The sequence below is a fragment of the Carnobacterium sp. genome, assembly GCF_040274945.1.
GTDB lineage: Bacteria > Bacillota > Bacilli > Lactobacillales > Carnobacteriaceae > Carnobacterium_B.
Window position 1 is genome coordinate 121673 of record NZ_JBEMAR010000007.1, and the last position, 26732, is coordinate 148404.

General features: G+C 35.4%; 25 protein-coding genes. 8 read left to right on the plus strand and 17 right to left on the minus strand.

Going from position 1 to position 26732, the window contains the following annotated elements; all coding sequences use genetic code 11:
- Positions 1–2: 2 nt before the first annotated feature.
- Genes ABS916_RS08860 through ABS916_RS08885 form a run of 6 tightly spaced genes read right to left on the minus strand, consistent with a single transcriptional unit; the run spans position 3 to position 5626 of the window.
- Complete coding sequence (locus ABS916_RS08860; RefSeq protein ID WP_350451542.1) at positions 3–1184, minus strand: SIS domain-containing protein; 1182 nt, start codon at positions 1182–1184, stop codon at positions 3–5.
- A 17-nt stretch (positions 1185–1201) separates the two neighbouring features.
- A complete protein-coding gene (locus tag ABS916_RS08865; protein WP_350451543.1) occupies positions 1202–1609 on the minus strand; it encodes a PTS sugar transporter subunit IIA in 408 nt (135 codons plus the stop codon).
- Positions 1610–1633: 24 nt separating this feature from the next.
- Positions 1634–2443, minus strand: coding sequence for a PTS system mannose/fructose/sorbose family transporter subunit IID (locus tag ABS916_RS08870; RefSeq protein WP_350451544.1), 810 nt, complete (start codon positions 2441–2443; stop codon positions 1634–1636).
- A complete protein-coding gene (locus ABS916_RS08875) occupies positions 2430–3317 on the minus strand; it encodes a PTS mannose/fructose/sorbose/N-acetylgalactosamine transporter subunit IIC (RefSeq protein WP_350451545.1) in 888 nt (295 codons plus the stop codon). Before ABS916_RS08875 ends, ABS916_RS08870 begins: the two co-directional genes overlap by 14 nt.
- A gap of 31 nt (positions 3318–3348) precedes the next feature.
- A complete protein-coding gene (locus tag ABS916_RS08880) occupies positions 3349–3834 on the minus strand; it encodes a PTS sugar transporter subunit IIB (protein ID WP_350451546.1) in 486 nt (161 codons plus the stop codon).
- 1 nt (position 3835) lies between these two features.
- Entirely contained in the window at positions 3836–5626 is a 1791-nt protein-coding gene (locus tag ABS916_RS08885) for a glycoside hydrolase family 35 protein (RefSeq protein ID WP_350451547.1), read from the minus strand.
- A 173-nt stretch (positions 5627–5799) separates the two neighbouring features.
- Between ABS916_RS08885 and ABS916_RS08890 the strand changes: the two genes are divergently transcribed.
- From ABS916_RS08890 to ABS916_RS08920, 7 genes are all read left to right on the plus strand, one after another.
- Positions 5800–6513, plus strand: coding sequence for a GntR family transcriptional regulator (locus ABS916_RS08890; RefSeq protein WP_350451548.1), 714 nt, complete (start codon positions 5800–5802; stop codon positions 6511–6513).
- 41 nt (positions 6514–6554) lie between these two features.
- A complete protein-coding gene (locus tag ABS916_RS08895) occupies positions 6555–6851 on the plus strand; it encodes a 5' nucleotidase, NT5C type (RefSeq protein ID WP_350451549.1) in 297 nt (98 codons plus the stop codon).
- A gap of 160 nt (positions 6852–7011) precedes the next feature.
- A complete protein-coding gene (locus ABS916_RS08900) occupies positions 7012–8190 on the plus strand; it encodes a galactokinase (protein WP_350451550.1) in 1179 nt (392 codons plus the stop codon).
- The gene (gene galE / locus ABS916_RS08905; RefSeq protein WP_350451551.1) at positions 8187–9185 is read left to right on the plus strand and encodes a UDP-glucose 4-epimerase GalE; all 999 of its coding nucleotides are present in this window, start codon (positions 8187–8189) and stop codon (positions 9183–9185) included. The genes ABS916_RS08900 and galE overlap by 4 nt, the downstream gene beginning before the upstream one ends.
- Positions 9186–9200: 15 nt before the next feature.
- Entirely contained in the window at positions 9201–10721 is a 1521-nt protein-coding gene (gene galT / locus ABS916_RS08910) for a UDP-glucose--hexose-1-phosphate uridylyltransferase (protein WP_350451552.1), read from the plus strand.
- Entirely contained in the window at positions 10705–11754 is a 1050-nt protein-coding gene (locus tag ABS916_RS08915; protein WP_350451553.1) for an aldose epimerase family protein, read from the plus strand. The genes galT and ABS916_RS08915 overlap by 17 nt, the downstream gene beginning before the upstream one ends.
- A 35-nt stretch (positions 11755–11789) precedes the next feature.
- Positions 11790–12791: a LacI family DNA-binding transcriptional regulator gene (locus ABS916_RS08920; protein WP_350451554.1), complete on the plus strand. Its 1002-nt coding sequence runs from the start codon at positions 11790–11792 to the stop codon at positions 12789–12791.
- A 62-nt stretch (positions 12792–12853) separates the two neighbouring features.
- On the opposite strand, the gene ABS916_RS08925 is transcribed toward ABS916_RS08920, so the two are convergent.
- The 10 genes from ABS916_RS08925 to ABS916_RS08970 form a co-directional block, all read right to left on the minus strand.
- The gene (locus tag ABS916_RS08925; protein WP_350451555.1) at positions 12854–14191 is read right to left on the minus strand and encodes an acetyl-CoA hydrolase/transferase family protein; all 1338 of its coding nucleotides are present in this window, start codon (positions 14189–14191) and stop codon (positions 12854–12856) included.
- Positions 14192–14226: 35 nt separating this feature from the next.
- On the minus strand, positions 14227–15012 hold the full coding sequence (locus ABS916_RS08930) for an enoyl-CoA hydratase-related protein (RefSeq protein ID WP_350451556.1): 786 nt from the start codon (positions 15010–15012) through the stop codon (positions 14227–14229).
- Between the two features lie 15 nt (positions 15013–15027).
- The gene (locus ABS916_RS08935; RefSeq protein ID WP_350451557.1) at positions 15028–15882 is read right to left on the minus strand and encodes a 3-hydroxybutyryl-CoA dehydrogenase; all 855 of its coding nucleotides are present in this window, start codon (positions 15880–15882) and stop codon (positions 15028–15030) included.
- 43 nt (positions 15883–15925) lie between these two features.
- Positions 15926–17047 carry an acyl-CoA dehydrogenase family protein gene (locus ABS916_RS08940; protein ID WP_350451558.1) on the minus strand — a complete coding sequence of 374 codons (1122 nt, stop codon included), beginning with the start codon at positions 17045–17047 and terminating at the stop codon, positions 15926–15928.
- A 50-nt stretch (positions 17048–17097) separates the two neighbouring features.
- Positions 17098–18276, minus strand: a complete 1179-nt coding sequence (locus ABS916_RS08945) for an acetyl-CoA C-acetyltransferase (RefSeq protein WP_350451559.1) — start codon at positions 18274–18276, stop codon at positions 17098–17100.
- 266 nt (positions 18277–18542) lie between these two features.
- On the minus strand, positions 18543–19433 hold the full coding sequence (locus ABS916_RS08950) for a LysR family transcriptional regulator (RefSeq protein WP_350451560.1): 891 nt from the start codon (positions 19431–19433) through the stop codon (positions 18543–18545).
- 174 nt (positions 19434–19607) lie between these two features.
- The gene (fadE, locus tag ABS916_RS08955; RefSeq protein ID WP_350451561.1) at positions 19608–20828 is read right to left on the minus strand and encodes an acyl-CoA dehydrogenase FadE; all 1221 of its coding nucleotides are present in this window, start codon (positions 20826–20828) and stop codon (positions 19608–19610) included.
- Positions 20829–21091: 263 nt separating this feature from the next.
- Complete coding sequence (locus ABS916_RS08960) at positions 21092–21958, minus strand: YtnP family quorum-quenching lactonase (protein WP_350451562.1); 867 nt, start codon at positions 21956–21958, stop codon at positions 21092–21094.
- Positions 21959–22144: 186 nt separating this feature from the next.
- Positions 22145–23071: a 2-dehydropantoate 2-reductase gene (locus tag ABS916_RS08965; protein ID WP_350451563.1), complete on the minus strand. Its 927-nt coding sequence runs from the start codon at positions 23069–23071 to the stop codon at positions 22145–22147.
- A 38-nt stretch (positions 23072–23109) separates the two neighbouring features.
- Positions 23110–24156: a PTS sugar transporter subunit IIC gene (locus ABS916_RS08970; RefSeq protein ID WP_350451564.1), complete on the minus strand. Its 1047-nt coding sequence runs from the start codon at positions 24154–24156 to the stop codon at positions 23110–23112.
- Positions 24157–24708: 552 nt separating this feature from the next.
- Here ABS916_RS08970 and ABS916_RS08975 point away from each other — a divergent pair.
- On the plus strand, positions 24709–25341 hold the full coding sequence (locus tag ABS916_RS08975) for a DUF975 family protein (protein WP_350451565.1): 633 nt from the start codon (positions 24709–24711) through the stop codon (positions 25339–25341).
- Positions 25342–25443: 102 nt separating this feature from the next.
- On the opposite strand, the gene ABS916_RS08980 is transcribed toward ABS916_RS08975, so the two are convergent.
- Entirely contained in the window at positions 25444–26712 is a 1269-nt protein-coding gene (locus ABS916_RS08980; RefSeq protein WP_350451566.1) for a PTS sugar transporter subunit IIC, read from the minus strand.
- Positions 26713–26732 lie beyond the last annotated feature (20 nt).

Genomic DNA, 26732 nt, shown 5'->3' on the forward strand with positions numbered 1-26732 from the left:
TTTTATTCCTTATAATCGTGTATTGTTACACCTTTGACTACTCGATTAACTGTTCCAGATTTAGAAGGAGTATCTGGTGTATTTTTAACTTTAATAGAAGAAAGCAACGACACCGTTTGTGCTGCCATGATGAATGGTAAAGCAAGGTACCCTTCTGGTAATAAGGTATGCTGTTTGTCAAAATCGAAGGTTGTACCAGAAAAATTTTGTCCTTCTACAGGCTGTGCGATAGCAATTGTTTGTAGTGCAATTTGGTCTTGGTATACTTCTTCTAAAATATCTAAATCATACTTACGTGTGTATGGATTATTGTTTACAAAGACAAAAACCAGTGTTTGTTCATTTACAAATGATTTAGGCCCATGACGAAATCCCATAGATGAATCAAACATAGTACTGATTTTGCCAGCTGTTAACTCTAATACCTTTAACTGAGCCTCACGGGTCAATCCTGCTAAGCTGCCAGATCCTAAGTAAACAATGCGATTAAAGTCAGCTGCAACTATATTAGCTAATTTTTCTTCAGTTTCGATCACTTCTTTACCCATATTAACGGCAGTAGTGACGTAGCTTGCTTTTTCTGCTAAAGAAGATTGATCAAAAACTAGTACAGCAGTCAATGTCATACAAGTAAAACTTCCTGTCATAGCAAATCCTTGATCATTTGATCGTTCTGGCATTAGCAGCAAAAGATTTTCTTCATCTTGAGAAGCAGATTTCGCTAATGCTCCATTTGCTGCACAAGTAATGGTGATGTGTCGAATGTTTTTTACGACTTTGTTAGCTTTAGCAACTGCTGCAATACTTTCAGGACTATTTCCACTTCGTGCGAACGAAACCAATACGGTCCAATCTTCTTCATGCAGATAATCTGTCGGAGAAGCTACGATATCGGTTGTTGGAATACTTTCAAAGATAAAAGAATCTGTATCCCCTGCCTTGTTTAAATAAGGCAAGACAATATCTCCAACATAAGCTGATGTTCCCGCTCCAGTAAAGACAACCCGTATTTTCCCAGATGCTTCTTTTTTTAATTGTTGCAAGAACAAGTTGATTTTTTCTTCTTGTTTCTGATAGTTTCCCCATGCTTCTCCCCAAATTTCAGGTTGTTGCATAATTTCTTGAGTCGTTATGTTCGCTCCAAGATCCTTAAGTTCAATTTGTGATTTAGTAAATAGTTGCACGTTTACTTCACTCCAATCTATTCATCTTCTTCATCAAAATCTTCAGCATCCAATAAATCATTCACTTTCACGATGCTTTCTTTCGTTTCTGTTATCAGAGAATTAGAATTACCAGTTAAAGTTGCATTTACAAAACTGATGATCATCGGCAAGTTCATACCTGTATATAACTCGAATGTAGAACCACCCATAATTTTTTTTGAAACAATGTTGCAAGGAGTACCACCTAATAAATCAGCGAATACCATATAATCTCCATTTAACGGATCAGCAATTGCATCAAATTTTTCAGTAAATTCTTTTTCACCTTCATGCGGCAATAAAGATACTGTAAAAATATTTTCTTGTACGCCTAAAATCATTTCTGCACTTTTTCTTAGTTCTTTACAGAAATCTCCATGGCTTACCAGTATCAAATTGTTCATTCTATTCATTCCTTTACTTGTTTCTTATTTTGAAATGACTCCTAATGCTGATAAAGCAATAGATACGACTAATACAATAAAGATAGCTTTAGTAGAAGTAATGTTCTTTTTACCTAATAACCAGTAAACAGCTCCAACGATTGCGGCTGGTAAAAGACGTGGCATGATCATATCCACATTGTTTTGTACATCAACCACTAAGTCTCCAATAGAAGGTGTCCAAGATAATCGAACATTGATCATAGTTGCAACTAAAGCTCCAACCATGAATACCCCTAATAATGTAGCAGCGTCAGTGATAGCAGATAGTTGACTTTGCATCGTTGTAACAAGAGAAACTCCTTCTTTATGAGCGATCTCAAGTTGTTTCCAGCGGAAAAACATGACAGCAAAGTTAACGAGCATCCAAATAAATGCACCTATTGGATTCCCGTTTACTGCCATGTTAGCAGCTAACGCTCCAAAAATAGTCGGCAGCAAAGCTCCAAAAATAGAATCTCCAATAGCAGCAAATGGTCCCATTAAACCAACTTTTATCCCAGCAACTGATTCTCGTCCAGCAACACCTTCTTCTTCTTCAATCGCCATATCGATCCCTGTAACGATCGTATTCAAAAAGTTACTTGTATTGAAAAATTGAGAGTGAGTTTTCATCATTGACTTCAACTCTGGTGTACCATCACCATACATTTTTCTTAATTGAGGTAAAATCGTATATAAATACCCAGATCCTTGCATACGTTCGTAGTTCCAACCTAGTTGAAAACCAAACAAACTTCTTCTATTGATTTGGTTAAAGTCTTTTTTTGTCAATTTATAATTAGATTTCGTCATCTTCTATTTCTCCTTCCTCTGATGCTGAACCATTCATGTGTTGAACTTTTGGTGCTTCTATAGTCCGTTTGTATTCTTTAAAGGCAAATGCAAATCCTATCAATGCGATAGCTAACATTGGCATGCCTGTAAATGTATTCGCAAATCCTTCTACTACACCAGCTACAGATCCGCCAAGTACTTGAATATTTCCAAATACAGTCGTTAACAACGCCGTAATGACAAAGCCTAAAATCAAGTAAGGTAAATGTTTTTTAACTGGTAAGTATCTTAATAAGATAGCGAAACCAACAGCAGGTAGAACTGCACCAGCCACAGCTAATCCATTACCTAACCAGAGTAATTGATTGTTCAAGACACCAACAATAGAATTGACGAAGCTTCCACCAAGACTTAGTGCTAATAGTACTGGAATAGCTCTAGATAATGACCAAGATAATGCGCCCATAAGATAGTTGCGTTCAATTCCTTTATAATCCATTTCTTCAATCTTTGTATCAATACGATGTGCAAAGAATGTATTTGCAAATCTTCCTAAGATATCCATTTGAATCATTAATCCAGCTACCGGAACGGCAATCGCTGCGATCGCTTGTTCTGGATCCATACCGATCCCAACTGAAAAGGCTGTAGCCAATACAGTACCAGAGTTCGCATCGATTTTTGAAGATCCACCAAATGTACCAATACCTAAAACAGTTAATTGCATACTCCCACCTATAATAAGTCCTGTTGTAACGTCACCCATAATTAAACCAGCTATTAGTCCAGCAAATACCGGTTGAGCAAGACCAGTATAAACTTGTAATTCATCTAAAATTTGATACCCTGCGTAAAGCGTTAACAATATAATTTGCCACCATGCAACTGCCATTATTTTTTCCTCCTCTATGTCTATCTATTTTTTAAACATGTTGTTTCAACAAACCCATGAAGTTTTCTTCGCGATCGCTTGGAACCATTTGTGATACCAATTCCACGCCTTTTTCATTAAGTTGCTTGAAGTTCTCAATGTCTTCTTCTAGAACGTTAATCGATCTTGTAATGGATTTTGATTCATCCGATTGAGACATATTCCCAACGTTGATTTTTTTAATAGGGACTCCCAATTCAACTAGCTTTAATAAACTGCCTGGTTTTTTTGCAATGATCAGTAATCGTTGTGAATCATATTTTCCAGCTAAAATATTTGCAGCTGCTTTTTCTATTGATAAAATACTCAGCTTCACCCCCGCCGGAGTGGCCAATTTCAACCCGCTCTTTTCGATTGCATTTGTTGTTACGCTATCATCTACCACCATAATTCTGCTGATACTTAATTTTGTGGTCCAAAGATTTGCTACTTGTCCATGAATCAATCTTCCATCTATTCTTACTGCTGTGATACTCATACTATTCTTCCCCCTCTTTTTCAATTTTTATAAATTTTGGTTCTTTTTCTAACCTTACTGATTTTGACCAGATGCCTTCTGTTTCAAAAACAATAATCTCGTTTTCTCCCTTTTTAAAGAGAGACTTTGGAACATATAAGGATAGAGTTGGCCCTACATTCCAAAATCGCCCAATGTTAAATCCATTTACTAGAACGATTCCTTTGCCAAACGACTCCATGTTGATGAATGTATCTTCTGGTGCATCAATAGTCACTTTATACTGGTAAAACGATGGAGAATTCTCTTTCCATTCCTTATCAAAGTCAATAGACAACGGTTCTGAAAAATCTAAGCTGTATTGCTCCCAATTAGTGATAAAGTGTAAATCAGACATGACTCCTCTTCGAATTCCTTTTTGTTGTGTATCAGCCAATAACTTGTGGCCATAATTGACACGTCCCATATTTTCTACTAGTACATCAAGCTGATTAGAACCAGGGATAGGTGAAGCGTATATTTTTTCTCCAATCTCTTCTTGGTACTGTGTAGCTATTTTTTCTTCGTTAAGGAAAAAATGAAGACGGTCGCTGCCATCTATTACACGATAAAATTCTTCATCACTGTCCTTTTTCACATAACTTCTATATAGTGTATATCCATATTGTTGACCTAGTTCTTCCATTGTTTTTGGATATTTAGATTCTTGTTTTTTAGCGATCCGATCAACAATAGAAAGTAGACTTACCTTTCCACCAATCTGAATATTCGTAATGCTCATACTATCTTTCACCAATGGAGGGTATTGTTCAATATCTGGAAAACTTTCTTTCATCATATTTTTTAAAGCAAAATATTTTTCAGTTGGATTACCTTGTTCATTTAAAGGTGCGTCATAATCATATGAAGTGACTTGCGGAAGATCTTTTCGTAATCGTGCTGAACAACCATTCATAAAGCCAAAGTTCGTTCCGCCATGGAACATATATAGATTTAAGCTACCAATCTCTAAAGCTTCCTTTACATCCTGAGTTAACTCTAGAGCATCTCTTTTTATAATTGGATCATTCCAACGATTAAACCAACCATCCCAATACTCCATACACATCAAAGGCCATTTTTTTCCTTTTGATTCATGAAATTCTTTTAATTCCTTAAAGTTTTCTTTTGAACGAGAACCGAAATTTCCTGTAGTCAGTATATCTAAACCCGTCATCGTTCCAGCTTCTTGTGTAGCTTTCCATGCTCCATCTGAAGTAAAAATAGGAATGGTTATGCCTAGTTTCAACATCAACTCATAAAGCGTTTTCAAATAATCTTTATCTTCACCATATGAACCGTATTCATTTTCTAATTGCATCATAATGACTGGGCCACCATGATCCACCTGGAGAGGCGTGATGTGTTTAAAAAGATTCTTATAATAGCAAGAAACTTTCTCAATAAAATCTGGATCAGAAGAACGGATTTTCATATTACGATAGGTTAGCAGCCATGCTGGCAATCCACCGAATTCCCATTCTGCACAAATATATGGAGATGGACGAAGAATAACGAATAAACCTATCTCCTCTGCTAGTTGGACAAATTTTTTTATATCCCACTGACCAGAAAATTGATATTCTCCTTCTTTCGGCTCGTGTACATTCCAAGGAATATACGTTTCGACTGTATTAAAGCCAAGAGCTTTTAGATTATATAATGAATGATACCAGTCCTCAGGAAGAACTCGGAAATAATGAACGGCACCAGATGTTATCTTGAATGGCTCACCGTTTAGTAAAAAATCTTCTTTTATTTCAAATGTATTCATTTGAGCACCTCCTATATAAAGCGTTTACACTTAATATATTAATATACTAAGTTAGTGTCTGTCAATCTTTATTTTAGTAAAAATAGAAAATATTTACTAAAAAAATAAATAAATGGTAAAATTACTTTTTTTAAGTTAGTATATTAAGCAAATGGTATAGAGAGGAGAAAAGTATGAAAATCCCAAAGTATCAACAAATTAAAGATGATTTGCTCAAAAAAATTGAATTTGGAGAGTTTAAACATGGCGATCGATTTTACAGTGAAGCGGAATTAGTTAAACTTTATAATGTTAGTTCAATCACTGTTATTAGAGCTGTTCAAGAATTAGTTAATGATGGTTATCTCATACGGTTCCAAGGAAAAGGCACATATGTTTCTCGCTCCCGTAAACGAAAACTTGTAGAATTTTCTGATATTGAAATTTACGCTGGTGAACCAGAATCGGTTGAGGTTTTAAGTTTAGAAATTCAACATAATGAAGAGAAGAGAAAAGAATTACAGCTACGAAAAAAAGAAGACTATTATGAAATTGTTCGATTAAGAAAAGTTAATGAAGACCCATTTTTATTACATCTTTCGTATATTCCTAGCCAATTTATTAAAAAGGACATTCCTAGTCTTGACTATTATGATTCTATTTATAATCGTTTTAAAAGCGATTTTGACATTTATATGTATGATGAAGAATCAAAAGAAACCAATGAAATTTGCTTCCCTACGGATGATTGGGTAGCAAAATTGTTACAAATGAAAACTAACGAACCTACCATCAGACAAGAAAAGAAAACAATTTTACAAGATGGAACTGTTGCAGAAGTGGTCATCAGTTATAAAAAATGGAACTATTACAAAATAGAGCTCTCTTCATTTAAAGATCAATATTAAAAAAATAAATAACTATATCTATTAAGTGGCAACTAAAATTTATGGCTAGAATTGCAATTGATACGGATGAAGTCATCGTAGATTTTAATAGTTTTGATGATAAATTTTATTGGCTTCAAAGTCACTTCCCTGCTATCCAAAAAGAAAACATAGTTTTTTGTGGCAATAAAAGCATCATACATGCTGATTACTTAATTGATGATAATGTTGGCCACTTCAACAACTTTTCAGGAACGGGATTACTTTTTACAGCACACCACAATAAAAAGATAAACTTCCCCAATCGTGTGGAAAACTGGAAAGCTGTTAAAGATTTTTTTCAACAACTTTCTGAATAATTTTTAAACCTGTCTCTGCTTTTACTGTGGCAGGTTTTTTTATTACATTTAAAAACGATAATTTTTATCTTTTTAAATAATTTACTAAATTTTACTTGTTTTTATTTACCAAACTATTTAAACTAAAGGTAACAAAACATTATTAAGGAGGAAATACAAAATGAATTTAACTAAACTAAAAAAAAGATTCAATGAACTTTTTGGACAAACGGATATGAAAGCGTTTTTCTCTCCAGGGAGAATTAACCTAATTGGAGAACACACTGATTACAATGGTGGAAATGTTTTTCCTTGTGCAATAACTTTAGGAACGTATGGTTTAGTAGCAAAAAGAGAAGATCAAATCATTAACTTTTATTCTGAAAATTTTTCTGAATTAGGAGTTATTTCGATTGATTTAAATAACTTAGAATACAATCCAGCAGATAAATGGACAAATTACCCTAAAGGAATGATTAAATTTTTAAAAGAATCAGGTTATGCGATCAATCAAGGAATGGATATCCTTTATTACGGCAATATTCCAAACGGAGCTGGTCTTTCCTCTTCTGCTTCGATTGAATTACTGACAGGTTTTATAGTACAAACGCTATTTTATTTAGACATTGATCGATTAGAGTTGATTAAAACTGGGCAACGAGTGGAAAATGAGTTTATTGGAGTTAATTCAGGTATTATGGATCAATTTGCAGTAGGTAAAGGCGAAAAAGATACAGCTATTTTACTAGATTGCAACACTTTAGACTATGAATTGATTCCAGTAGTGTTAGAAAATCATTCAATTGTTATCATGAACACTAAAAAAAGACGTGAGTTAGCTGATTCTAAATACAATGAACGTCGCAGCGAATGCGATCAAGCGTTAACAGAATTGCAAAAAGTTCTTACTGTTTCTTCATTAGGAGAATTAGACGAACAAACTTTTGCTGACCATCAATCAGCCCTTTCAAATGAAACCATTCTAAAAAGAGCACGACATGCCGTAACTGAGAATCAAAGGACACTTAAGGCAGCCGTAGCTTTAAAGGCTGGAGATTTGGAAGAGTTTGGTCAATTAATGAATGAATCACATGTTTCCTTGAGAGATGATTATGAAGTAACTGGACCAGAATTGGACGCAATAGTTCAAGCTGCCTGGGATAAGCCAGGGATTTTAGGTGCACGAATGACGGGTGCAGGATTTGGCGGATGTGCCATCGCAATCGTTGAAAACGATAAGATAGATTATTTTATTGACCAAGTTGGAAAACAATACCTAGATCAAATTGGCTACCCTGGTGAGTTTTATATCGCTCAAATTAGTGATGGCCCTAAATTGCTTGAGGAGGAATCAGCATGACAGTTTTAGTATTAGGAGGAGCCGGCTACATCGGTTCTCATGCCGTTGACCAATTAATTGAACAACAATATGATGTAGCAGTAATCGACAATTTACAAACTGGACACCGAGGTGCGATTCATAAAAAAGCACGTTTTTACCAAGGAGACATTCGTGACAAAGCCTTTATGGAATCTGTTTTTGAAAAAGAACCAATTGAAGGAGTTATGCACTTTGCAGCAAATTCTTTAGTGGGAGAATCAATGCGACAACCTCTAAAATACTTTAATAATAATGTTTATGGTACTCAAGTAACGTTAGAAACTATGCAAAAGTTCGCTGTTAAATCAATTGTCTTCTCTTCTTCAGCTGCTACTTACGGTGAGCCAAAAGAAGTTCCAATTAAGGAAACTGCAGACACCCATCCTGAAAGTCCGTATGGAGAAACAAAATTGATGATGGAAAAGATATTGAAATGGTGTGACAAAGCTTACGATATAAACTTTGTAGCATTACGGTATTTTAATGTAGCCGGAGCAAAATTAGATGGCAGTATTGGTGAAGATCATTCACCTGAGTCACATTTAGTTCCTCTTATTTTACAAACGGCTTTAGGACAAAGAAATGAATTAACTATTTTCGGAGACGATTATGCTACCTCAGATGGCACTTGTATTCGTGATTATGTCCATGTCGTCGATTTAGTCGAAGCGCATATTCTAGCGTTGGAATATTTAAAGTTAGAAAATAAAAGTACTATCTTTAATTTAGGCAGCAGTACCGGTTTTTCAGTTAAAGAAATACTGAATACAGCACGTGAAGTTACTGGAAGAGAGATTCCTGCAACAGTAACCGCACGTCGAGCTGGAGACCCCAGCACATTGATTGCTTCAAGTGAGAAAGCAAAAACTATTTTAGGCTGGAAGCCTCAATATACAGATATAAATGATATCCTAGCATCAGCTTGGAATTGGCATAAAAACTCTCCTCATGGTTATGCAGACAAACAAAATTAGAAAGGATGAATGTATATGATCGATCAATCTGTAACCGACTTCATTCAAATCGGTTATCAAAATCAAGAAATTCATCCGTTAGATGTTCTTCTTACACAAAATCAATTGCTCGCCTTGATTGGAAAACAAGCTTTGGCTTCAGGCATAAAAGCTTCTACGCCATTACCAAATCGTTTGGAAACAATGGACTCTTTAGTCGATTACGCTGTTCAAGAAAAAGTAATTGGAAATAATGAAGCTGAAAGAGATATTCTATCCGCAAAGATAATGAACCTTATCACTCCCCTACCTTCTGAGATAAACCGAACATTTTGGGAGCTTTATCAAGAAAGTCCTATAGCTGCTACAACTTATTTTTACCATCTCAGTCAAGAAAATAATTACATTAAGACACGGGCAATTGAGAAGAATATCAAATTTATCAAATCTACTGTTTTTGGTGATTTAGAGATCACGATCAATTTATCTAAGCCAGAAAAAGATCCTAAGCAGATTGCTTTAGCTAAAACAGCTCCTGCCTCCTTTGGATACCCTACTTGTCTTTTATGTATGGAAAATGAAGGTTACGAGGGACATCTAAACCATCCTGCCAGAAGTAACCATCGCATCATCCGTTTACCTTTAACTAATGAGAACTGGGGTCTACAGTATTCCCCTTATGCTTATTATGAAGAGCATTGTATTTTTTTATCACAAGAACATAAACCTATGAAGTTAGAAAAAGCTACTTTCACGAAACTTTTAAGTATAGTTGAACAATTTCCACATTATTTTGTTGGGTCCAATGCTGATTTGCCAATAGTTGGAGGTTCAATCCTGTCTCATGACCATTACCAAGGAGGCCGACACACTTTTGCTATGGCAGAAGCACCTATAGACTTTCCCTTTGCATTAACAGATTATCCTTCTGTAGAAGCCGGTCTTGTAAAATGGCCCATGTCCGTCATCCGTCTAAGAAGTTCTAATCAAACTGAATTAGTTGAAGCAGCTACTCTTATTTTAGATCAGTGGCGTTTCTATTCAGATGAATCAGTAGCTATTTTTGCTGAAACAAATGGAGAACTTCACAACACGATTACACCTATTGCTAGGTATAAAAAGGATCAGTATGAATTAGACCTAGTATTGCGCAATAATCGTACTACGCAACAGTACCCTGACGGGATTTTCCACCCTCATCAGGATGTTCAGCATATCAAAAAGGAAAACATTGGGCTGATCGAAGTAATGGGCTTAGCTATCTTGCCACCAAGACTAAAAAAAGAACTTTCTGAAGTTGAACATTACTTATTAGATGAACCTCATCAATTAGATATTTCCCATCAAAAATGGGCGGATGAATTAAAAAGAACAAAAAAAATTACAAAAGAAACGGTTGGAGAAATCATTGAAGATGCTGTTGGATCTGTTTTTCTGAGAGTATTAGAAGACGCTGGAGTGTATAAACAGACTACTGAAGGAAAAGCTGCTTTCAAACGATTTATAAATAGTTTTGCTCATTCAAAAGGAGGAGAAAAGATTGGACATTTCAGTTAAAGATTTTGGAGAATTGTCAGGACAGATTGTTCAGGAATATACTTTGACGAATCGTTATGGTGTCTCCTTATCAGCTATGACTTATGGCGCGGCTATCACTTCCATTCGAGTACCAGATAAGAATGGACTGATTGAAAACATTGTGCTAGGCTATGATACTTTAGATGAATATGTATCTTATCGTCCTTATTATGGCGCAACTGTCGGAAGAGTTGCCGGGCGGATTGATAAAGGCAAATTCACATTAGAAGGGAAAAATTATCAACTTGAAACGAATGATAAAACCAACCATTCGCATGGTGGCAATTATGGTTTAGATACAAAAATCTGGACTGTTAAAACAGAATCCACAGAAAACGAAGGACATCTGATTTTTACCTATAAAAGTCTACATGGTGAAAATGGTTATCCTGGAAACTTATCCGTTCAAGTTACTTATACTTTAACAGAGTCCAGTGAATGGAAAATCAGTTATCAAGCTACCACAGATAAAACAACTTTGTTCAATCCAACAAATCATGTGTATTTTAACTTATCTGGAGATCCAACAAAAGCAATCAATCAACACGTATTGGCTTTAACTAGCGAGTACTTTGCTGAATTGAAAGAAGACTACATTCCGACGGGTATTTTGCTACCTGTAAAAGAAACTCCATTTGACTTTATGACCGCAGATGCTGTAAACAAAGGATTCGAAAGTACTCATCCACAAAACCAATTAGTTTCTGGATATGACCACCCTTTCGTCTTGGAACATATCGATGAAAAACCAGAAGCCGTTTTATCTGACACCATTAGTGGCCGGCGGGTCCAAATGACGACAGATCGAGATGCTGTGGTTATTTTCGCCGTAAATACATTAGATGGAAGACATGACAATGAAGGAAACGCTGAAGAATCTTATGCGGGGATTGCTTTGGAAGCTCAAAACCTACCTAATGCCATTAATCAAAAAGGATTTGGAAAAGTCATACTTCATCCTAATGAAACTTTCCATTCTGAAACAACTTACCGCTTTGATACAATGCTATAATAAATAAATTGAATGGAAAAGAAAGTGGTGAGAACATGGCAACAATTAAAGACATTGCCGAACAAGCAGGCGTTTCAAGCGCAACCGTATCTCGTGTACTAAATTATGACGAGACATTATCAGTAGGCGATGAAACAAAAAAACGAGTGTTTGAAGTTGCTGAAGCTCTAGATTACACGAAATATCAAAAGAAAAAAGCAAACAAACAAGGCAAATTAGCCATTATTCAATGGTACACTGAAAAAGAAGAACTAGATGACCTCTATTACTTGTCTATCCGCTTAGGTGTAGAAAAAAGAGCAGAAGAAATGAACTATGAAATCGTCCGTATTTTCCAAAATACAGATTTTGAAATGAATTCATCTATCGAAGGCATCATAGCAATTGGAAAATTTAGCGATTCTCAAGTAAATAAACTTACTTCGTGGACAGAAAATATCTGTTTTGTTGATTTTGATCAACTCCATCGTAAATTAGATTCAGTTGTTATCGACTTTGAACAAGCAGTAAATTCTGTTTTGGATTACTTTTGTACAAACGATTACCAAACTATTGGTTTGATTGCTGGACAAGAAAATTTCGGAGATAGATCTAAACCAATCATTGATAAACGAACGACGATTTTTGAGAATTACATGAAACAAGCTGGAATATACAAGGAAAACCATGTGTTCACAGGTTCTTTTAATGTCGCATCTGGTCAAGAGCTGATGAAAAAAGCCATTGAAACCTTAAAAGACGATTTACCAGATGCCTTTTTTATTTCGAATGACTCCATGGCAATCGGTTGTTTGAGGGCTTTACAAGAAGCAGGCATCTCCGTTCCAGAACGAGTTAGCCTTATCGGATTCAACGATATAAGTGTAGCTAAATATATCTACCCCACGTTAAGTACAGTAAAAGTCTATACCGAATTAATGGGCGAAACCGGTTTTGATCTATGGTTAGACAAATTGACTACTGAAAGAACGGTTGCAAAAAAAGTAACCTTATCGACAGATTTAATTCTACGCGAAAGCACTAAATTAAATCGATAATTAAAAAAGGACATTCTTAGCGTTCAAAATTGAACCTTAAGAATGTTCTTTCTCTATTATCCTTAGCCTTCCATAAGAGACATCGTTTCTTCTCTTACATTCACTTCTTCCACAATGAAGTGTCTTTCAATTGCTCTTTGACGCAATTCTTCACGGAAATTAGGATGTGCTACTTCAATCAAGGCTTCTGCTCTTTCTTGTACTGTTTTCCCAATTAATTCAGCTTTTCCATACTCCGTTACAATTGTATCGATATCATTTTTAGAAGTTGATACAGCTGATCCTAAAGCTAATTCAGGTACAATTGTAGAGATAGTGTCATGTTTAGCAGTCGAATACAAACAGATGATTCCACAGCCATTTTTAGCTAGTCTAACTCCTTTAGTAAAGTCAGCTTGCCCACCTGTAGATGAATAATAAGAACCTTTCACCGTTTCTGAATTGCATTGTCCTAAAAAGTCAACTTCAACTGTCGAATTGATGGCTTTTAAATTATCAATTTTAGCAATTTCACGAATATCATTCGTCATATCACATGGCAACATTAATATATCTCTGTTGTTATTCATAAATTCATATAATTGTTTTGAGCCGATCGCGAACGTAGAAACTGTTTTTGTTGGATAAGTAGTTTTATATTTATTGTTGACTACGCCTTTTGCATAGAGTTCCACAATTTTATCTGGAAGCATTTCACTATGAACACCTAAATTGCGTTTATCCATCAAGTAGTCCATTACAGCATTTGGCATTGAACCAAAACCAATTTGAACCGTATCTCCATCTTTCACCGTTTCAGCAATTATTTTGCCGATAGCCAAGTCTTTTTCGCTTAATTTAGGGCTAGGTAAAGTTGGCAATTCAAAATCGTGTTCAACTAATGCGGCGACTTCACTGATATGAATGGTGTTTTTGGCACCAAATGTACGTGGCATGTTCTTGTTGACTTCAAGAATGATGGTTTTTGCATCTTCAATCAATGAAGCAACATAGGAAGGACTTGTTCCTAAAGAGAAGTTACCGTCTTCATCCATTGACGATACTGTCGCCATGATTACTGGACGATCCGTACGTTTTTTTAGCAATGCCGGGATATCCGAAAAGTGATTTGGCAGTAAATCAATGTTACCTTGATTAAACCCTTTTCTGTCCATACCTGATAAAAATATTGATACTTGTTTTAGCTTAGATGGCGAGATATCCACTGTCGGAAAGCTTGGCAGCATACGGTATAAAGTATTTCCTTTTAACGACCCATTGCTAGGTAACGCTTCCAATAATGTTGGAGGTTCACCTGGCATGATGGGGAAAATGATCCCATCACCTGGTTCGACCAATTGTACCGCTTCTTGTGCTGTTGTTTTTTTCTTTTCATACATTTTCTCGTATAATTTTAACATGTCTAAAATCCCCCAATCAGATGAATGATTCTCTTTTATTTATTTTCAAATTGTGCATTACGCTTTTCAACAAAAGCAGTCATACCCTCTTTTTGATCTTCAGTAGCAAATAAAGCTCCAAAAACTTCAGATTCCAATGCTAATCCTTGCTGTATACTCATTTGCATGCCTTGATTGATTGCTTTTTTACTGCCTTCTACACCTAATGGCGAATTTTTGATTATTTTTTCAGCCATCGCTTTTGTTTCTTCTAGCAAGTCTTCAACTGCTACTACTTTATTCAGTAAACCAATTCGATAAGCTTCTTCGGCTGCGACATTTGCTCCTGTGTAAATCAATTCTTTAGCTTTCCCAGTTCCAACAAGGCGTGGCAAGCGTTGGGTTCCGCCAAATCCAGGGATGATTCCCAACCCTACTTCAGGTTGTCCAAATTTTGCATTTTCAGCGCCGATTCGAATGTCACAAGCTAAAGCAAGTTCACATCCTCCGCCTAAAGCAAATCCATTAACGGCAGCGATAGTAGGCTGACGTAATTGTTCCAATTTTGAAAAAACCGCATTCCCTAAGGAAGAAAAAATTGTTCCCTCAATTGCATTTTTTTCTTTCATTTCTTTGATATCCGCACCTGCTACAAACGCTTTAGTACCTGAACCGGTCACGATTAGCACGCGAATCGCACCATCTTTCTCCACTTCATCAAGTGCAACAGACACTTCTTCTAAGACTTCTTGACTTAATGCGTTTAACATTTTAGGTCGATTGATTTTTAAAGTGGCGATTCCTTCTGCTTTTTCTAAAGTAAGTGTATTATATTCTGTCATTTCGTTGTCCTCTCCTTATGAAGCATAATCATAAAACCCTTTACCGGTTTTTCTACCTAGCCAACCAGCTTCTACATATTTTTTCAACAACGGACAAGGACGGTATTTGGAATCATTAAATCCTGTGTACAAAACTTCCATAATAGCTAAGCAAACATCCAATCCGATATAATCTGCTAAAGCAATTGGACCCATTGGGTGATTTGCACCTAGCTTCATTGCTTCGTCGACTTCTTCAAGTGTTGCTATGCCTTCATGCACCGTAAAAATGGCTTCATTGATCATTGGTATCAAAATACGATTAACGGCAAACCCTGGCGAATCTTTAATATCAATCGTAATTTTCCCGATTTTCTCGCTCAGTGCTTTAATAGTGGCTGTTGTTTCATCATCTGTTGCCAAACCTCGATTGATCTCTACTAATTTCATAACAGGAACCGGATTAAAGAAGTGCAATCCAATAAATTTTTCAGGACGATTTGTCGCTGCAGCAATTTCTGTAATCGAAAGAGAAGACGTATTGCTTGCTAAAATCGTTTCTTCATCTGTAATTTCATCTAGTTCTTTAAAAATAGACAATTTGATTTTTTTATTTTCTGTCGCTGCTTCAATGACTAATTGTGCTTCTTTTGCATCTTGAATATCTGTTGAAAGTGTAAATTGAGCTAAAATACGTTCTTTTTCGGCTTCTGTTTTACGCCCTTTTTCAACTTCACGAGTTAATCCTTTTTCAATCTTAGTGAATCCTCGTTGCACTAATTCTTCTTTTATATCGTTCAAGATAACATCATATCCAGCTTGTGCCATAACTTGCGCAATACCACTGCCCATTTGTCCTGATCCGATCACCATAACTTTTTTGATTTCCATCATCTCACTCCTCTAAATAAGTAACTAGTCCTTTTCCTTGTGATCAGTTGATCCATTTTTTTGCAATTGTATCTTTTTGTGTTTCTAAAGTGCCACCATAAACGGCTGTTAACTTAGCATCTCTGACGTAACGTTCGATATCGTTGTTCCGCATGTATCCGTAACCGCCAGTTACTTGAATGGCCATTTCAGTCATTTCGATACTAGTATTTGCAGCTTTCAATTTAACCATAGCGACCATTATTGAATCAAGTTGATCATTTTTCGCTACTTGATCCAACAGTGCAGCCGCAGCTTGTAATTCTGTATACATTTCAGCGAGTTTAAATTGTGTGTTGCGTAGATCGATCAGTCGTTGCCCAAACTTACGATCTTGACTAACATAGTTTAACGCTCGTTCAAAAGATCCTTCAGCGATTCCTATTGCTTGAGCAGCAATGGACAGTCGCATATGATCGCTGATAGATTGGCATTGCTCTTCTCCATTACAGCTACCACCCAATAAATTTTCTTTTGAAACACATATCTGATCAAATTCAAGTGAAGCCACCGGAAGAGCACGTATGCCCATCTTTTCTTCTCTATTTCCTATAATAAGCCCACGCATTTCAGCAGTTATAATAAAGATACCGTATCCGCTTGTTCCATCTTTAGCTATGGTCTTACTTCCTATTAAATAAACGTTTGCTTTTCCCGCATTTGAAACAAATGCTTTAGCTCCACTTAGTTCCCAATGATTTTCTTTTTCAACTGCAAGAGTTTCCATATTTTCAAGATCATTGCCCATCCCTAACTCATTTAGTCCAAATGCACCAAAGGTTTCTCCACTCAGCATAGCAGGCAGATGCATCTGTTTTTGTCGTTCAGTGCCATACTGATAGATTGGCCAAAGGCTCATAGATGTTTGAGTCAGTAAAATACTAGCTGTTGACGCACAATCTCTTGATACGATCCGAATGACTTCCAACAAATCTTTAAATGATCCCCCAAGTCCCCCATGCAATCGATCAAATGGCATCCGTAAAACGCCCATATCACTTAATTGATTTAGTTGTTCTTCGGGAAATGCTTCTGTTTTATCGTATTCAGAAGCATTTGGTCGTATGACTGTTTTAGAAAAATCAGCTACTCGACTAATCAAATGGTTCATTGTTTCATTCATCATGTTTGGATACTCCTCTTTAAATTTTCTACTAGCCATACATTTTTTATTTCTTAACGTTCAACGATTAGTGACATTCCTTGTCCTCCGCCAATACATAACGTTGCTAATCCACGTTTCGAATCGCGTTTTTCCATTTCGTGAAGTAAGGTGACTAAAATACGAGCACCGCTAGCTCCGACTGGATGTCCTAAAGCAATAGCACCACCATTGACGTTAACAATATCAGTGTTGAATTTTAAATCTGTTATGACACTTAATGCTTGTGCTGCAAAAGCTTCATTTGCTTCGATCAAATCTAGATCTTCTACTGTTAAACTAGCTTTTTTCAATGCTTTTTGAGTAGCTGGAATTGGACCACATCCCATGATTTTTGGATCTACACCTGCACTTGCATATGACTTGATTGTAGCTAGAGGTTTCAATCCTAATTCATCTGCTTTTTCACGGCTCATAACGATCAAGACTGCTGCACCATCGTTCAATCCTGAGGCATTTCCTGCAGTTACTGAACCATCTTTTTTGAAAGCGGGTTTTAATTTCGCCATTGATTCATTTGTTGTACCAAAACGTGGGTGTTCATCTGTATCGACTACTTTAGGTTCTCCTCTGCGTTGAGGTACTTCGATTGGAACGATTTCTTCTTTGAATCGGCCAGAGGTTACAGCCTTCTCAGCATTATTTTGACTGCGAACCGCTAATTCGTCTTGTTGCTCACGAGTAAATTGATATTTTTCAACAATATTTTCAGCTGTTATGCCCATATGAATATCGGTAAAGGCATCCGTTAAACCATCCTTCAACATTGTATCGATCATTTGACCATTACCCATTCGTTTACCCCATCGTGCATCAGGCAATACGTATGGTGCTTGACTCATACTTTCGGTTCCACCAGCAATAACAATTTCATTGTCTCCTGAAAGAATTGATTGTGCTGCTAAAGCAACCGTTTTCAATCCCGATCCACATACTTTATTGATAGCAAAAGATGGAACATGTTTTGGGATCCCAGCTTTTATAGCTACTTGTCTAGCAACATTCTGACCTAAACCTGCACTTAAAACGTTTCCAAATATCATTTCATCAATTGTTGCTGGATCTAATCCAATACTGTCAATTGCTCTTTTTACAACAGCAGCTCCTAGATCAACGGCTGATACATCTTTAAAAGCTCCTCCAAATGATCCAACTGGTGTTCTTAGTGCTGTTACGATTACTGCTTCTGTCATTAAAATTCCCTCCAAATAATTTTCCTGTTTTTATTAAGTCTTCAAGCTCATATGAAGCGTTTACATCATCATCATAAATGGATTGAGCCTAAACGTCTAACAAGTATATATTACAGATTCAATAAGTTTTGTTAATACCTTTGTGAAAGGGTGTTCATAAAAAATAAAAAAACGAAAGAACCGGATAAAAACATCGGGTCTTTCGTATTTGAGTAAAGAAATTTTTTGCACAATTTCAAACTAATTTGCAATGTTTATTTCATGAATCAGTAAAAATAACTTAAAACAGATTCATGTAACTTTGTTTCCACAACTGAATAATTGGTTTTTATCGGACGACACAATAGGACATTAAAAGGAATCGGGTTCTTAAATGATTTCTCCACATAATCCTCGCTGTTTAAATAGCGACCAATAGGTGAAGGTAAGATAGCAATTGTATCTGAGTAACGAGTTGTTTCAATTAAAAAATCCCACGAAGAAGAAGTAAAAATGATTTCTGCATTTGAATTTTTTTCCTTAAATGTTCGTTTAACTAAATCGTTGGTCACAAATGATTCATTAAATGTAGCAATTGGGTAATCATCAATTTCTGTCCAATTGATTTTATTCTTCTTGCTTAAATCATGAGTCGCTGACATAAAGGCTGTTAATTCATCAATTTGAATCACATGTTCTTCATAGGCTTTCGGATCAAGATTCGTTGGTTCAATCAATACGACATAATCTAAATCTTTTTGCAAAAACATCCTTCTCAACTCATTACAGCCATCTTCTACAATCTCTATTTTAATTTCCGGGTTTTCTACGATGAATTTAGAGAAGAAGTTGGAAAAGAAAACACGTAAAATCAAAGAAGGTACACCTAAACGAATCGTTCCTTTTTGTTTGGATGATTCTTTACGAATCATATTTTTCATTTCATCATGCATTTTCAAAATATCTAAAGCATACCGGTATAACTTAATGCCACTTGGCGTCATTTCTTCTAATCTTCCATTTTTACGATAAAAGAGACTTAATTCTTCATCTTTTTCAAAATTAGTGATCATTTGGCTTAAAGCTGACTGCGAGATATGAATTTTTTTTGCAGCTAACGATAAATTGCAACCGCATTCAACAATATTGATGAAATAATTCAATTGTGTAATATCCAATTCCTGTTATTCCCCTTTTTCTTTTGATTATTCCTTTTGGGACCAGTTTATGTCATAAGAAATAATTATATCTATGTATAGAATACCATGGTTAAAGATGTTTGTGCAAAAGTAGACAAAAAAAACTCAGAAAACAAGGATCATTGATCCCGTTTTCTGAGTTTTTAATAACGTTTAAACAAAAGCGCCTACACCTGTCAAATATCTTCCAACAATTAAAGCATTGATTTCATGTGTTCCTTCGTAAGAGTAGATAGCTTCTGCATCTGCAAAGAATCGAGCAACATCCGTTTCCAGTGTAATTCCATTTCCGCCGACTACTTCGCGAGCTAATGCAACAGTCTCACGCATGCGTAAAGCATTATGCATTTTTGCCATTGAAGAATTCACTTCACGATAATTGCCCTCTTCTTGCATTTGAGCTAAGCGTACAGAGAAACTTAAATTAGCAGTTACGTTTGCTTGCATGATAGACAATTTTTCTTGAACCAATTGGAATGAACCTAAATTTTTACCAAATTGTTCACGTTGTTTGACGTAACGTAAAGCGGATTCAAATGCACCTGCTGTCAATCCTGTCGCCAAATGCGAGATATCTGCTCGTGTAATACGTAAAATACCGGCTACATCTTTAAATGAATTCACATTTTGCAATCTACGATCTTCTCCAACTTTTACATCCGTTAATGTAATATGTCCGTTTTGTGTCATACGAAGTGAAATTTTCCCTTCGATTTTTTGAACATGTACCCCTTCAGCTTTACCAGGAACCATGAAGGCTTTAACTTTTCCATCCGCTTCATCACGAGCAAATACAGCTATTTCGTCCGCTGATCCAGCTCCACCGATCCAACGTTTTTCTCCGTTGATGATCCAAGTATCGCCTTCTTTACGTGCAGTAGTTGCTAGTCCGCCAGCAATGTCTGAACCATGTTCCGGTTCGGTTAAAGCAAAGCAACCTTGAATTTCATAAGAAGCTGTTTTTTCAGCCCAACGTTCGATTTGTTCATCATTTCCACCTTGTAACAAAGTTGCGTAGAATAATCCGCCATGAACCGTGTAGAATGTTGCGATAGAAGCATCTAGTTTAGCTAACTCAAAATATCTAAAAACATTGTATAATTCGCTTGGTTTACGTGTACTTTCACGACCTTCAAATAACAATGGATTATCCATCATTCTTACTTTTCCGATTTTTTCAAAAGCTTCAAAAGGAAATTCTGCTTTTTCCCAATACTCACTTAGTACAGGTCGTAAATTTATTTCAAGAGCCTCACGTAATTCTTTTAAAACTGTTAATTCTCCATCTGTTAATGCGCTTGAATACTCATAAAGATCTGATGGGTAAAAAGTAGCTAAATCAACTGGTCTTTCCATTGTCTTTGTATTCATCATTTTAATCGCCCCTTAATTATTTTTAATTTTTATTAGGTTTTATTTCTCAACCGCTTACAATTCCTAATTTAGGCCATTTCAAAATTTTAGTCTACTTACCATAAATTATAGAAGGTATAAGAAGAACTTAACGTCATTCTCCAAACCTATAGTTATTGCTTTTTTTCAAAATGTTTTTGATGTTTTTTAAAATAAATGACAAAAATAAAAACACTACCTAAAAACAGATTCTTAAAATCAGCTTTTAAATAGTGTTGATTGTTTTAGTTAAAGGTAATATATGCTTGTTTACTTCGCTTCAATGAGTCTACTACATTTTTTCCAGTCTCATCCCATTCAATCATACGATAATACGCATCGTGGTAAAAAATAAATTTATAATGATTTTCATAAGCTTCTTTCATCCATTTTTCTTTACTGAATATAGACGTCATTGGATAATCATCGTAAGCCAAGACCCATAAAGGATTTTGATGTGCATGTGTTGGCATGATGTCAGCCATATGCAATAATATTTCACCATTTTGTGTTAGTTTGATTAATGCATGACCTTCACTGTGTCCTCCAGTGTGGATCATCTCAATTCCAGGCACTACTTCAAGCGATTCCTGATACGTAATGATTTGATCCTGAATTGGCTCCCAATTTTCTTTCCAATACGTGCTTTTGGAGCGAATATTTGGATTTCTCATCTCATCCCATTCAATCTCATTAACGTAAATATCTGCATGTGGAAAAGTAGAAACGAGCTCCTCATTTTCCGAATGTGTTAATCCGCCGGCATGGTCAAAATGTAAATGTGTCATCAATACTACGTTAATATCAGCCACTGTCATTCCTAATTCTGCTAAGCTCTTTTCTATCTTTGTCTCTTCCACAACCCCATAATTGCGTCGTTGTTTGTCTGACAACTTTCCATGTCCTACTCCAGCATCAATCAAGTAATTCTTATTCTGATATTGGATTAAGATCGAATCCGTTGGCAACTCAATTTGATTTTTTTCATTGACCGGGTATTTTCGTGACCATAATGGTTTAGGCACTACACCAAACATCGCTCCTCCATCCATAGAAGTGATTCCACCATTCATCCATGTTAATGTCATCTCATGAAATTTCAAAGTATCCATTGATATCCTCCTTATATAAAAAAACGTTTCCAATCATTTCAATTGATTATACGCATACTTTTTTGTTATTTCAAAGAAATTTTTTTTGAATTCACATTGTTTAATAAAAATGTTCATGAGAAGAACTTTTTCAACAAAAAAACAGGTTCAAAGTTTTTTACTTCGAACCTGCTTTAAGAAATATTTTTAACGTTTGATTCCTAAGATATCTTCTTTTGCGTGAATTAATTGAGTAATCAATTGACTATATGGTGCTTCAAATCCTTTAGCTTCAGCTTGTTTTGCAACTTCTCCATTTAAGAAGTCGATTTCAGTTAGACGCTTGTTCTTTAAATCTTGGTGCATAGAAGGATAATGTTCGCCCACTTTTTCAGCTGTCCCTTTTAAATAATTCACAGTTTCTTCAACGTCTATATGAACGCCTTCAGTTTCGGCTACACGAGAAAATTCACTGACAATTTTTTTATTTAATTGGTCGATTTGGGAAGTTTCGAATAGTTCTTTGATATTGCAATCTAACAATGAACAAAGAGCATTCATCGTCCCATTCACACAAGCTTTTCTCCAAGTTGTAAAGTTAACATTTTGACTGTACACGCCGTTTAATCCACAATCTGCCATCATTTTTACAACTTCACGGGTACCTTCTTCTTCATTTTCATCACTGTTTTGAACTTCAACTGGACCTTCTCCCATAAAGTGGGTTTTACCTGGTGCATCTATTCCACCAGTCCACAAGGTTGTTCCCATAATAATATTCTTTTGAGGAATATATTCTGAAATAGTCGTTGCATGACCTAGGCCATTTAATAGACAGACCACTTTTGTATCTTCTGTTAGCATATGTTTAATTTTTTCTAACATCTGTCTTAATCCCATTGATTTAGTAAAAATAAAGACTGTATCAAATGTATCTTTGATTTCTTCTGGCTTCCCTATTGGGATAATGACATTATCTTCTTTTCCATTTACTGTGATGGACAGACCGTTTTCTTTAATAGCATTAATATGGTCATCCCAAAAATCGATTAATGTAACGTCATTTCCCTCTTTTTTCATCATGTATCCAAATCCGCATCCTAAAGCTCCTGAACCTGCAATTGCTATCTTCATTTTAAAATTCCTCCATTTTTTCGTTATCTATTCGTTAATTAATTTGAAGCAGGGATAAATTTAAAGATTTCATCTTCATAGATGTGTAAAAATTTACTACACACCATATCGATAATGAACCCTCCAACAAAAGGTATTACAAAGTAAGCTAAAATAACATTAAGTAAACCAGTTCCCATGTTAAAGGCTTGAATAGGTCCAACTAATCCTACAATTCCAAACCCAGCCGTTTGCGGAGTTCCGTGAATTGTTAACATGTATACACCAATACCTGAGATAACTGCATTTATAACTACTGGTATCATTATTTTTGGATATTTGATTAAATTAGGAATCATCATTTTCATAGCACCAAGTAAGATAGCCAATGTTGTTCCTGATTGATTAATTCTCAAAGAACCAATGACTAAAATTGCTGTACAAGCTGTCACGCCTACCGCAGCAGCCCCAGCTCCTAATCCAGCAACACCTATTGCAATTCCAATTGCTACTGTTGAAATTGGTGAGATAATTAAAATTGAGAATGCTACAGATATTAAAATAACCATCAATAAAGGTTGTAGAGTTGTAAAACTATTGATCAGTTCTCCAATTGAAGAAGTAATGATACCCACATAAGGCAACATGATCAGACCAATCGTTCCTACACCAGCACCAACGATAATTGGCATAAGGATCAAGGTCAATGAACCTAAGCGACCTTGCAACAACCGAGTAACAAAAACTGCTATAGCGGAAACCAACATAACATTAATCAAATCTCCAATACCAACCAGTTGAACACCAGCTTCGGTAACTTTATAAGCACCTGATCCTAAGAAGGCTGCTGCACCAACAATGACACTTTCCATTCCATTCATTTTAAATTGCATGGCTACGAGAACTCCAATAATAGCTGGTGTAATAAATTGCATAATTGTCACTACACTTGATAACAATACAAATATAGAACCATAAGGAATAAGTGCTTTAAAGATGGACCCCAATATCGCATTGGCAATTAGCCCAATAACGATTCCAGATGCTGTTCCTCCTAATACTTTGTTCAAATAATCTTTACCAGTATATTTTACTCTTTCTTCCATTAAACTCAACCTTCCTTACGTTTTCTATATGAATAATTAATCAACATCCATGACATTGTTAACTAATTCACTAATATTCTTTACTAGTTAAATTTATCACAAACTAGAAATTATTTCAATGCTTATTTTTTCTTTTTTGTCTTTTCAAAAACACGCTATTTATTTTAAAATAAATCCACATGTTATTTTATTTTAAAAATAATATTGGAAAAGTCTCATTTTGACAGGTTATTACTTTTATAATGATAATTACCCAATGTTAATATGTTTAGTTTATAATCGTATTGACAGACTGAATTAATTTCCCACATTTTAGATTAATCTATTTGCTCATTTTTTATCAATGTATCTTTTTATCCTAATTATTAACCTATACCTGTTATACTTATTTTCTATTTAGTGTATATATAAACATAAAAAAACATTATCATTTAAATTGATCGTAGAAAATGCACAAATAAATAGAAACTGTTCTTTTATTTATTTGTGTGTTTTGGTAAACTAAAAAAAGGAAAACAATGCTTTTTAAAATAGAGAAAAGAGGAACTTTATTTGGACAGAAAATATATAAAAAAATTTGCACGAGGAACCTTAAAACAAAACTTTTTGGCGATAGTATTACTAACCAGTATTCCTATTGTGCTTGATGTTTATGGAACATTACAAAAAACAGATAATTCAAATTTACTTCTTAGTTTTGTTAGTTCAATAATTATTGGTATCCTTACTTCTTCTCTTTCTCCTTTCATTGATAAAGGGATTTTAATATTTAGTCGAAATCAACAGTTTTCTTTTCAAAAAGACATGGTAGAAACCGTTAAAAACCATGGCATACGTTACATATTGACTATGTGGTTAAGAGAAATTTCAATCTTGTTTTGGTCGCTTTTCTTAATTATACCTGGCATATATAAAAGCTACTCCTATTCTCTGGTCTCATACTTATTGGTAGACAATGAAGATCTAAGTTACAGAGATGCTCTTTATAGAAGCGAAGAATTAATGGAGGGATTCAAGATGGAATGGTTTATTCTGGATCTATCATTTCTTCTTTGGGACATCTTAGCATTATTCACATTTGGCATACCTTATATCTGGATAACACCCTACAAGCGAACAACTTATGCTAAATTCTATGAGGAACGCATTAAACTATTATCAAATGTCAAATTTTCTATGACATAAAAAGCTAAATATTTATTACTGTTTATTGCAAACTAAAAAGAGCTAAACTTCCTTAAAAATGGAGGTTTAGCTCTTTTAGTTTAGTTATACTTTATTTATTGATTAAACAATTGAATTTTCTTGAGCTTCCTCAGCTTTTTTCGTAGCTTGAATATCTGCTATTTTAACGAACGGTGCGTAGATAACAACAGAAATAACTAAATTGACTGCAGCTAACACTCCGCCTGCAATACTCTGTGTAGCCAAGACCCCACCAATAATCGGAGGAGTTACCCATGGCGGCATTGTTACTGCTGCCGGAACCAACCCAATTTTCGTTGCTGTATATGCTACAAGAACCAAAACAACTGGTGTTAAGATAAATGGAATGAACAGAATTGGATTCAATACAATTGGTAACCCAAACATCATAGGCTCATTGATATTAAAAATTCCCGGAGCCGTACTTAAACCCGTTATAACTTTATAAGCCTTATTGCGACGAGCAAAAATAAAAATAGCAATAATCAGGCCTAATGTTGCTCCTGTTCCACCTAGGTTAACAAAAGAATCAAAGAATGGTTTATTAACAATATAAGGTGCAACATCTCCATTTGTCACAGCTGCCATATTTGCTTCAATAGCTGGTGCATTAATCGTTTGCATCAACGGTTCAACCATATTGGCTCCATGTAGGCCAAAGAACCATAAAAACGGTGTAATAAAAGCTAACAGAAGTGCTGAAGGTAATGTATTCGCTAATCCCATAAATGGTTGTTGAACTAAATCGTAAAATGACGTTACGATATCTGTTATGCCAAATCCAATAAAGATCGTACAAATTAAACCAAATATGCTGATCGTGATCATGGCTGGAAGCATAGCTGCAAATGATTTTGCTACTGCTGGAGGAACACCTTCAGGCATCTTGACAACTAATTTATCATTTCCAGATAAACGTGAGAAAATTTCAGCAGAAACCAACCCAACGATCAAGGCAATAAATAGTCCATTTGAAGACATCCCTGTTAATCCACCTAGTGCAAAGAAAGACGCTACAGAAACAACTCCAGCAGCTACTCCATCTTTATCATAATCCTTAGCTAAGTTGTGTGCCACAAGGAATGCAACTAGAACAGATAAAATACCAAACGTTCCATTCCAGACATTTCCTCCAAAAGATTTCCATAACTCTTCGCCAAAAGTATTATTCATAAAATTTTGATATGCTGGGATAGGTAAATTATTAATCAAAAGTACTAATGATCCTAAAATCATTAGCGGCATTGTGACTATAAAAGAATCCCGGATAGCCACTAAGTGACGTTGTGCTCCAATTTTTGAAGCGCGTGGAATAAAGTGTTTTTCCATAAAATCGATAAAACCGTTCATTGATAATTCCTCCTTATGCA

What these genes read in the sequence shown, in the direction of transcription:
- ABS916_RS08865 (WP_350451543.1), bottom strand. Translation starts at nt 1,609, where the DNA reads ATGAACAATTTGATACTGGTAAGCCATGGAGATTTCTGTAAAGAACTA.
- ABS916_RS08870 (WP_350451544.1), bottom strand. Translation starts at nt 2,443, where the DNA reads ATGACGAAATCTAATTATAAATTGACAAAAAAAGACTTTAACCAAATC.
- ABS916_RS08875 (WP_350451545.1), bottom strand. Translation starts at nt 3,317, where the DNA reads ATGGCAGTTGCATGGTGGCAAATTATATTGTTAACGCTTTACGCAGGG.
- ABS916_RS08880 (WP_350451546.1), bottom strand. Translation starts at nt 3,834, where the DNA reads ATGAGTATCACAGCAGTAAGAATAGATGGAAGATTGATTCATGGACAA.
- ABS916_RS08885 (WP_350451547.1), bottom strand. Translation starts at nt 5,626, where the DNA reads ATGAATACATTTGAAATAAAAGAAGATTTTTTACTAAACGGTGAGCCA.
- ABS916_RS08890 (WP_350451548.1), top strand. Translation starts at nt 5,800, where the DNA reads ATGAAAATCCCAAAGTATCAACAAATTAAAGATGATTTGCTCAAAAAA.
- ABS916_RS08895 (WP_350451549.1), top strand. Translation starts at nt 6,555, where the DNA reads ATGGCTAGAATTGCAATTGATACGGATGAAGTCATCGTAGATTTTAAT.
- ABS916_RS08900 (WP_350451550.1), top strand. Translation starts at nt 7,012, where the DNA reads ATGAATTTAACTAAACTAAAAAAAAGATTCAATGAACTTTTTGGACAA.
- galE (WP_350451551.1), top strand. Translation starts at nt 8,187, where the DNA reads ATGACAGTTTTAGTATTAGGAGGAGCCGGCTACATCGGTTCTCATGCC.
- galT (WP_350451552.1), top strand. Translation starts at nt 9,201, where the DNA reads ATGATCGATCAATCTGTAACCGACTTCATTCAAATCGGTTATCAAAAT.
- ABS916_RS08920 (WP_350451554.1), top strand. Translation starts at nt 11,790, where the DNA reads ATGGCAACAATTAAAGACATTGCCGAACAAGCAGGCGTTTCAAGCGCA.
- ABS916_RS08925 (WP_350451555.1), bottom strand. Translation starts at nt 14,191, where the DNA reads ATGTTAAAATTATACGAGAAAATGTATGAAAAGAAAAAAACAACAGCA.
- ABS916_RS08930 (WP_350451556.1), bottom strand. Translation starts at nt 15,012, where the DNA reads ATGACAGAATATAATACACTTACTTTAGAAAAAGCAGAAGGAATCGCC.
- ABS916_RS08935 (WP_350451557.1), bottom strand. Translation starts at nt 15,882, where the DNA reads ATGGAAATCAAAAAAGTTATGGTGATCGGATCAGGACAAATGGGCAGT.
- ABS916_RS08940 (WP_350451558.1), bottom strand. Translation starts at nt 17,047, where the DNA reads ATGATGAATGAAACAATGAACCATTTGATTAGTCGAGTAGCTGATTTT.
- ABS916_RS08945 (WP_350451559.1), bottom strand. Translation starts at nt 18,276, where the DNA reads ATGACAGAAGCAGTAATCGTAACAGCACTAAGAACACCAGTTGGATCA.
- fadE (WP_350451561.1), bottom strand. Translation starts at nt 20,828, where the DNA reads ATGATGAATACAAAGACAATGGAAAGACCAGTTGATTTAGCTACTTTT.
- ABS916_RS08960 (WP_350451562.1), bottom strand. Translation starts at nt 21,958, where the DNA reads ATGGATACTTTGAAATTTCATGAGATGACATTAACATGGATGAATGGT.
- ABS916_RS08965 (WP_350451563.1), bottom strand. Translation starts at nt 23,071, where the DNA reads ATGAAGATAGCAATTGCAGGTTCAGGAGCTTTAGGATGCGGATTTGGA.
- ABS916_RS08970 (WP_350451564.1), bottom strand. Translation starts at nt 24,156, where the DNA reads ATGGAAGAAAGAGTAAAATATACTGGTAAAGATTATTTGAACAAAGTA.
- ABS916_RS08980 (WP_350451566.1), bottom strand. Translation starts at nt 26,712, where the DNA reads ATGAACGGTTTTATCGATTTTATGGAAAAACACTTTATTCCACGCGCT.